We start from the raw sequence: 7,680 nt of genomic DNA, 5'->3' as shown, positions 1-7,680 counted from the left end.
TCCGCACAAACTGCGGCGAAGCTGGCCGATTATGTTCCGGATTCCTATAAAGGAGTCGATTATCGCATATGAGTGAAGAGAGTAATCAAGAGCTTTCCTACAATATGAAAAAGGCTGTTGCCTTGAAATATACCCCAGGGAAAACCGAAGCTCCGGTAGTTGTTGCTAAAGGACAGGGTGTGGTCGCAGATCTGATTCTGCAGAAAGCCAAAGAGAATGGAGTAGCTGTACAGGAGGATGCTGCACTCGTAGAGGTGCTGTCCCAGCTGGATCTGAATCAGCAAATTCCGCCGGAGCTCTATAATCTCGTGGCCGAAATACTCAGCTTTGTCTATCAAAGCGACCGTTCTGCCGGGGAACGGAGACCGGAGTGAGGGAATCCTACAATAGTCAGCGTTTCAGCCGCAAGCTTAAAGGGGCGGCTGCGGAACAAGCGGCAGCCTTGTATTTGTCTTCTCAGGGTTATGTTATTCTGGAGGCTAACTGGCGCTGCCGCAGCGGTGAACTGGATCTGATTGCCGAGCACGGGGGAGATCTCGTATTTATTGAGGTGCGGAGCCGCAGCGGAAGTCCGCTGCAGGGAACACCGGAGGAATCGGTGGATATCCGCAAAATCCGCCAGGTACGCAGTACGGCAGAGGTCTATTTGCATATGAAGGGTCAGGTGGACCGGAGAATATCCTTCGATGTGATCACTGTCCGGCTGAATGAGGATCTGAGCGTTGCCGGACTCAGGCACATTCGTGAGGCCTTTTAAGAAATATAGTGATAAGCCGTTTCCGGATGGGCAACGAATGCCTGGCCTTACACAGACTGCATGCATGGGTCATTTCTCCAAGGAAATGGGTAAACATTATTGTGTCATTTTAATGCTACCAGAGGAGGCTGTCCCCGTGAGTAATCAACCGGTTAATATACAGGTAAGCTTTGCTTGCCAACATTGTGAACAGAAGATCGATGTGGATTTGGGTGCGGAGCCCTTGGCGGTCATTTGCTGCAGCAATTGCAATAAGAGCTTTACGGTCATGAGGCCGGCTATAGCTGAAGAGATATTGATTGACTGGGAAAACGAGGCGCTGATCCAAAAAATCAGGGCGGAAAAAAGCCAAAGTAGCCATAGCAGCCTGATGTCGCTGGTTATCAGAGTAATCGAACTGCTGACCTGGCGGGATAAAGGGAATGGTCAAGTCGAAGCAATTAAAGAAATGCGCAAATGGCTGGTTGAGCATGAGGAAATACCGCCTTTGGCCGAATTGATTCATCTGGATGTTCATCAGCGGTCCAGCAAACGCGACTGGCAAAAATAATCAGGGGCCCTCCTTTTTTTATGTTGGGGGAATGATTTGAGGGATTTCGTAATTGTGAAAATTGCGGCAGAATATAGCTTTCTGTATAGAAAGGTGTGCAGGAGATGTCTAATGTCTATTTTACTTCGGACCACCATTTCGGGCATGAATTGATTATTGATTTTGAGTCGCGCCCCTTCACTAATGTGCAAGAGATGGATAAAGCAATGATTGAGGCCTGGAATTCCGTGGTGGAAGACGGGGATACCGTATTTCATCTGGGAGACTTTTCCTTTTTGGGACTTGAAGCGACGCGGAGGATTGTCAGCAGCTTGAACGGCCGTAAAATCCTTATCCTCGGCAATCACGACCGTGGACGGAGGCGGAGCTGGTGGCTGGAGGCTGGTTTTGATGAGGTCAGTGAATATCCGCTGATCTATAAGGAATTTTTCATGCTCTCCCATGAACCTATGTATATGAACAAGCATATGCCTTACGTAAATGTGCACGGTCATATCCATAGCCAGAAATACGAAGGCAAAAACCATTTCAACATTTGTGTGGAGCATTGGGGCTATAAACCGCTGTCGTTTGCGCAAATCCGGGATACAGTTACGGGTAGTGAAGAAGGATAGCTGCAAAAAATCAACATTTGCATGAATGTGCAATTTTCTCCGGCTGACTTTTCCATTAACAATACTTGAATATAATACAGGATCATTTGTATACTGTTATTAATATTTCGGAAATTGAGGAAGCACCCTTTTTCTTGATGTTATAGCGCTTGAACGTGAGCGTATTTCAGGAAAAGAGGTGTTTTTTGTTATGTACGGAAAAATGCACAGTGCCTGCCTGTATGGAATTGAAGGTGTTATGATTGGGGTCGAAATTGATCTGGCCAACGGGTTACCACAGACGAACATCATTGGATTACCTGACTCGGCGATTCGCGAAGCTGTGGAAAGGGTGCGGGCTGCTGTCAAAAATTGCGGCTACCGCTATCCCCAGCAGCGGGTCACAATCAATCTGGCTCCGGCGGATCTGCGTAAGGAGGGATCGGCATTCGATCTGGCTATTGCACTTGGTATTCTGACGACCAGTGCCCAACTGGTAATGCCTGCAGCTGAAAAAATGCTGCTGATCGGTGAATTGGCATTGGACGGCAGTCTTAGACCCGTCACTGGTGTACTGCCGATGGTTGAGGCTGCCCGCCGCTCGGGTTTTCAGGCGGTGCTGGTGCCCCGCGGCAATGCAGCCGAGGCTGCGCTGATAAGTGGAATGAACGTGTATGCTGCGGATCATCTGCAGGAGCTGAAGCAGAAGGGGGAGGCGAACGGGGGGAGGTGATGCTTCTGAGGATGGGCAACACTTTGCATCACTGTCAGATACTGCTTCCCAGCAGCATATACTTCCGTTTCCGGTGATTGTTGGTACCGGCACTGCAGCACAGGATAAGCCTCCGGTATTAGCGGTGGATCTGGAACATTTGAAATATATACCGAGATATTCGGATGCTGCTATCCCGGCTGCGGACGGGCTGATGAAAGAAGATTACAGCGATGTACTGGGTCAGAATCATGTGAAGCGGGCGCTGACGATTGCGGCAGCAGGCATGCACAACATCGTTCTGATGGGCCCTCCCGGGACAGGCAAGACGATGCTGATCAAGCGTCTGCCGGGAATTCTTCCAAGCTTAAGTGACAGTGAATCACTGGAGGTCACCAAAATATTCAGTGCAGCCGGTAAGCTAAAGGATACCCATAGCGGTCTTTTGCGCAGCAGGCCGTTCCGTTCCCCGCATCACACGATTTCGGGTGCCGGTCTCATCGGAGGGGGAGGCATTCCGAAACCCGGGGAAGTTAGCTTAGCACACCGCGGCATTCTGTTTCTTGATGAACTGCCGGAATTCTCCCGCAATGTGCTGGAAGTACTGCGGCAGCCGTTGGAAGACGGCCTCGTTACAATCAGCCGTGCCCGTGCAGCATTTACATTCCCTGCGCGTTTTCTGCTGGCGTGTTCCATGAATCCGTGCAGCTGCGGTTATTTAGGAAACGCGGGAACCCACCAGAGATGCACATGCAGCCCGGCCAGGATTGCCCAGTACCGGGCCAAAATCTCTGGCCCGCTGCTGGATCGAATTGATATGCAAGTGGACGTGCCCCGCCCTAAGGAATGGAATGAGCAGGGGCCTTCCGTTTCATCTGCTGAGATGCGTGCTGAGGTGAACCGGGCCCAGCTGATTCAAGCTGAACGTTACAAAGACCTGCCGATCTCGTGGAACAGCGAGCTTTCAGGAGCAGCGCTTCGCCGCTATGCTTATTTGAATAAAGAAAGCAGCCAGCTGCTGCACGGGATACTGGAAAGTCTCGGTCTAAGCATGCGCGCTCATGACCGGATTATTAAGCTGGCCCGTACCATCGCTGATCTGGGTGGAGTTTCTGCTATAAGTTCTGCTCATCTGGCAGAAGCCGTGCAGTACCGGAATCTGGACCGGCAGGTATTCACGGAGGAGTGAATGAAGGGTGAATCTTTTTCTTCATTATATATATCTCCCATTATTTGCTGCATAAACGTGTATATGAAACAAGCCGTCCGGAGCAGCTCCGGACGGCTTGTTCGTTCTCATACTGAGATTATTCTGAGTTGCCGTTCTATTTTAATGAGTTACAGTACGTTCAGTTCTACTTCAATATTTCCGCGGGTAGCGCGGGAGTAAGGGCAAGCTCCATGTGCAGCTTCAACAAGCTTAGCGGCTGTTTCACGGTCCACACCTTTGACTAGAATATCAAGCTTAACTGCGATGCCAAAGCCGCCGTCTTCAACTTTGCCGAAGCTCACAGTAGCAGTTACTTCACTGCCTTCAATTTTCACTTTACCCATCCGGGCAACCATATTCAGGGCGCTGTCAAAGCAAGCGGAGTATCCGGCTGCAAAGAGCTGCTCAGGGTTGGTGCCTTCTCCGCCGGCTCCGCCCATTTCGCGTGGAGTGCTGATTGTCAGGTTGAGTTTAGGGCTTTCTGATTCGATGTATCCGTTTCTTCCGCCAACCGCTTTAACTGTAGTTTCATACATTTTTTGTTGAATTGTCATCATTATAAATCGCTCCCGTTCATTGAAATATATTGTACACAATTTAATTTAACACAATATTAATAATAGTCAATATATTTTTTGCTATTAACATGATATTTCGGATGAATTGTGATAAAATAATGTCACAAAGGCAGGTGAAGAAGATATGCAAAAAACAACCACATCCCCTGAGCTGATGCTTGAGAATCAACTTTGTTTTACTATTTATGCCTGTTCGCGTGAATTTACGAAGCTGTATCAGCCTCACCTGGATAAGATTGGCCTTACCTATTCACAGTATCTGGTGATGATTGTGCTGTGGGAGAAACAGCAGTGTACAGTAAAAGAGCTTGGCGAAGCCCTCTTTTTGGATTCAGGGACGCTGACTCCGCTGTTGAAACGGCTGCAGGCTGCGGGCCTTATCCTCCGTGAACGCTCCTTGCAGGATGAACGGAAGGTACTCATCTCGCTTACAGACAAGGGCTGGGCGCTGCAGAGTGAAGCAGTCTGCATTCCTGGAAAGATGGCGGAAGGGACGATGCTCTCAGCTGAGGAGTTTGTAAATCTGCTGGGCCAGTTCAAAAGCCTGCTTGCCCGTGTTCATGAAGCGAATGCCGCTGCGACAAAATAGCTTTAGAAACATTATGTCAATGTAATCGTTCGCATTCCGGCATGAAATCAAGCGAAAATATATGTATAAATAGTGAAAGATTTTAAGGTAAGCCCTTTTGAATCATGTTACAATATTCTGGGTTTCCTTTTATGGCATATAGGTAGATAGAGATGAAAATCTGTATTACGCCGTATGTCTCAGGCAGAGGGCCCGCCGTTTTCTTTGGAATTCGGCTGGATTCTTGCTTGTACCGGAATATGTATAATTGATTACCGGTCTGGACCCGGCTTTGGAGTATCAAAACGGAATGCGGTTTGGCTGCAGGCTGCCTGCACAGGCCACCGCAACACTTTAGGAGGCTTCCGGTATGAATATCCACGAGTATCAGGGAAAAGAAGTACTTAAGAAGTACGGCGTTGCCGTACCGAACGGAAAAGTAGCTTATACAGTGGAGGAAGCGGTAGAAGCTGCATCATCACTCGGCACACCGGTGGTGGTAGTCAAAGCGCAGATTCATGCAGGCGGACGCGGTAAAGCAGGAGGGGTTAAGGTTGCCAAATCGCTTGACGAGGTTCGCTCCTATGCCGGAGAGATTCTTGGCAAGACATTGGTTACCCATCAGACCGGACCTGAGGGCAAAGTGGTGAAACGGCTGCTCATTGAAGAGGGCTGTCAGATTGTTAAGGAATATTATATTGGAATCGTGGTAGACCGCAGCTCTGGCAGAGTAGTCATGATGGCCTCTGAAGAGGGCGGCACTGAAATTGAAGAGGTGGCTGCAAGTCATCCGGAGAAGATTTTCAAGGAAATTATCGATCCGGCAGTAGGACTGCAGACATTCCAAGCACGTAAATTGGCGTACAGCATCGCTATTCCGACAGAATTAGTGAATAAAGCGGTCAAGTTCATGCAAGCGCTCTATTTGGCTTTTGTGGATAAAGATTGCTCTATCGCTGAGATTAACCCGCTGGTAGTTACAGCTGACGGCAATGTGATGGCGCTCGACGCCAAGCTCAACTTTGACTCCAATGCCTTGTTCCGCCATAAGGATATTCAAGAACTCCGCGACCTGGATGAAGAGGACGAGAAGGAAATTGAAGCGTCCAAATATGATCTCAGCTATATCGCCCTGGACGGCAATATCGGCTGTATGGTTAATGGTGCGGGACTCGCGATGGCAACCATGGATATTATCAAATATTATGGCGGCGAACCGGCCAACTTCCTGGATGTAGGGGGCGGTGCGACGACCGAGAAGGTTACTGAGGCCTTTAAAATAATTTTGTCTGACGATAAAGTGAACGGTATTTTTGTTAATATTTTTGGCGGAATTATGCGCTGTGACGTGATTGCTACAGGTGTGGTAGAGGCAGCCCGGCAGCTTGGCCTGACTAAGCCGCTCGTTGTGCGTCTTGAAGGAACCAATGTGGCGTTAGGAAAACAGATCCTCGCCGGTTCAGGACTGAACATCGTCGCTGCAGATTCCATGGCAGACGGTGCCCGTAAGATTGTATCTCTTGTGTAACGCAAGTATCTCGTATTCGACAAACTAAGTAGGGATGTGACCAAAACGATGAGCATTCTTGTAGATAAAAATACGAAAGTCATCACACAGGGGATTACAGGCTCGACGGGCCTGTTCCATACCAAAGGTGCGCTGGATTATGGCACACAGATGGTTGGCGGAGTGACGCCGGGCAAAGGGGGGACCTCTGTAACAATAACGCTGGAGAACGGCAAGGAGGTCAGCCTGCCTGTATTTGATACGGTAGTCGCCGCCAAAGCCGCAACCGGGGCAACCGCCAGCGTGATTTATGTACCCCCGGCTTTTGCCGCTGACTCTATCATGGAGGCTGTGGATGCGGAGCTGGAGCTCGTCATCTGTATTACTGAAGGTATACCGGTACTGGATATGGTCAAAGTATCACGTTATATGGAGGGCAAGTCTACGGTCCTGATCGGGCCTAACTGCCCGGGAGTGATCACACCGGGAGAGTGTAAGATCGGCATTATGCCGGGCTACATTCATACCCCCGGATATGTAGGCGTGGTTTCCCGCAGCGGAACTCTTACTTACGAAGCGGTGCATCAGCTGACAGAACGCGGAATCGGGCAGTCCTCGGCAGTCGGAATAGGCGGTGATCCGGTCAAAGGCTCGGAGTTCATCGATATTCTTAAGCTTTTTAATGATGATCCGGGTACGAAGGCTGTCATCATGATTGGTGAAATCGGAGGTACGGCTGAAGAAGAGGCTGCACTCTGGATTAAAGAGAACATGACAAAGCCTGTGGTCGGATTCATCGGCGGCGTTACCGCACCTCCAGGCAAACGTATGGGTCATGCCGGGGCTATTATCTCCGGAGGGAAAGGGACTGCCAGCGAAAAAATTGCCGTTCTGGAATCCTGCGGAATTAAAGTCGCACCGACACCGGCTGAAATGGGCTCAACCCTTGTGAGTGTACTTGAGGAACGCGGCATTCTGGGTGCTTTTACAACACATTAAGCTTGAAATAATTCTTCTATTAAAAATCACTGTGCTTGGATCAACTATAGTGTATGATTTGTTATAGGTAAGCAACCTTTTATTCCTGTGTAACAGGGGAAAGGTTGCTTTTTTGCGTATAGTTCTGGTGCCTGGGAACCAGCTTCGCAGCAGCAACTTGCATTTTTAACGCAAGTACCACAAAATAGGGAAGGCTGACCCTTCCA

At 49.2% G+C, this 7,680-nt stretch carries 8 protein-coding genes and 1 pseudogene; 8 read left to right on the top strand and 1 reads right to left on the bottom strand.

Annotated features, from left to right (window positions below; all coding sequences use genetic code 11):
* The first annotated feature begins 68 nt into the window (after positions 1-68).
* The 5 genes and pseudogenes from AQR02_RS14565 to AQR02_RS31360 all read left to right on the top strand — a co-directional run bounded on the left by AQR02_RS14565 (position 69) and on the right by AQR02_RS31360 (position 3,801).
* Positions 69-374 carry an EscU/YscU/HrcU family type III secretion system export apparatus switch protein gene (locus AQR02_RS14565; RefSeq protein WP_054941099.1) on the top strand — a complete coding sequence of 102 codons (306 nt, stop codon included), beginning with the start codon at positions 69-71 and terminating at the stop codon, positions 372-374.
* Complete coding sequence (locus AQR02_RS14560) at positions 371-757, top strand: YraN family protein (protein ID WP_054941098.1); 387 nt, start codon at positions 371-373, stop codon at positions 755-757. The genes AQR02_RS14565 and AQR02_RS14560 overlap by 4 nt, the downstream gene beginning before the upstream one ends.
* 85 nt (positions 758-842) lie before the next feature.
* The gene (locus AQR02_RS14555) at positions 843-1,307 is read left to right on the top strand and encodes a hypothetical protein (protein ID WP_209444159.1); all 465 of its coding nucleotides are present in this window, start codon (positions 843-845) and stop codon (positions 1,305-1,307) included.
* 104 nt (positions 1,308-1,411) lie between these two features.
* Positions 1,412-1,921, top strand: coding sequence for a metallophosphoesterase (locus AQR02_RS14550; protein WP_054941096.1), 510 nt, complete (start codon positions 1,412-1,414; stop codon positions 1,919-1,921).
* Between the two features lie 190 nt (positions 1,922-2,111).
* Positions 2,112-3,801 (top strand): annotated as a pseudogene (locus tag AQR02_RS31360) (YifB family Mg chelatase-like AAA ATPase).
* Positions 3,802-3,950: 149 nt separating this feature from the next.
* Here AQR02_RS31360 and AQR02_RS14535 read toward each other — a convergent pair.
* Entirely contained in the window at positions 3,951-4,379 is a 429-nt protein-coding gene (locus tag AQR02_RS14535) for an organic hydroperoxide resistance protein (protein ID WP_054941094.1), read from the bottom strand.
* 145 nt (positions 4,380-4,524) lie between these two features.
* Here AQR02_RS14535 and AQR02_RS14530 point away from each other — a divergent pair, with 145 nt between their 5' ends.
* The 3 genes from AQR02_RS14530 (at position 4,525) to sucD (ending at position 7,474) form a co-directional block, all read left to right on the top strand.
* On the top strand, positions 4,525-4,989 hold the full coding sequence (locus AQR02_RS14530) for a MarR family winged helix-turn-helix transcriptional regulator (RefSeq protein ID WP_054941093.1): 465 nt from the start codon (positions 4,525-4,527) through the stop codon (positions 4,987-4,989).
* 349 nt (positions 4,990-5,338) lie between these two features.
* Positions 5,339-6,496: an ADP-forming succinate--CoA ligase subunit beta gene (gene sucC / locus AQR02_RS14525; RefSeq protein ID WP_054941092.1), complete on the top strand. Its 1,158-nt coding sequence runs from the start codon at positions 5,339-5,341 to the stop codon at positions 6,494-6,496.
* Positions 6,497-6,544: 48 nt separating this feature from the next.
* Positions 6,545-7,474 carry a succinate--CoA ligase subunit alpha gene (gene sucD / locus AQR02_RS14520; RefSeq protein WP_054941091.1) on the top strand — a complete coding sequence of 310 codons (930 nt, stop codon included), beginning with the start codon at positions 6,545-6,547 and terminating at the stop codon, positions 7,472-7,474.
* Positions 7,475-7,680 lie beyond the last annotated feature (206 nt).

Origin of the sequence: Paenibacillus ihuae, assembly GCF_001368795.1 — a bacterium.
GTDB classification, from domain to species: Bacteria; Bacillota; Bacilli; order Paenibacillales; family Paenibacillaceae; genus Paenibacillus_AQ; species Paenibacillus_AQ ihuae.
This window is presented reverse-complemented; position numbering and strand designations above follow the sequence as displayed.

What these genes read in the sequence shown, in the direction of transcription:
- sucC (WP_054941092.1), top strand. Translation starts at nt 5,339, where the DNA reads ATGAATATCCACGAGTATCAGGGAAAAGAAGTACTTAAGAAGTACGGC.
- AQR02_RS14565 (WP_054941099.1), top strand. Translation starts at nt 69, where the DNA reads ATGAGTGAAGAGAGTAATCAAGAGCTTTCCTACAATATGAAAAAGGCT.
- AQR02_RS14530 (WP_054941093.1), top strand. Translation starts at nt 4,525, where the DNA reads ATGCAAAAAACAACCACATCCCCTGAGCTGATGCTTGAGAATCAACTT.
- sucD (WP_054941091.1), top strand. Translation starts at nt 6,545, where the DNA reads ATGAGCATTCTTGTAGATAAAAATACGAAAGTCATCACACAGGGGATT.
- AQR02_RS14535 (WP_054941094.1), bottom strand. Translation starts at nt 4,379, where the DNA reads ATGATGACAATTCAACAAAAAATGTATGAAACTACAGTTAAAGCGGTT.
- AQR02_RS14555 (WP_209444159.1), top strand. Translation starts at nt 843, where the DNA reads ATGGGTAAACATTATTGTGTCATTTTAATGCTACCAGAGGAGGCTGTC.
- AQR02_RS14550 (WP_054941096.1), top strand. Translation starts at nt 1,412, where the DNA reads ATGTCTAATGTCTATTTTACTTCGGACCACCATTTCGGGCATGAATTG.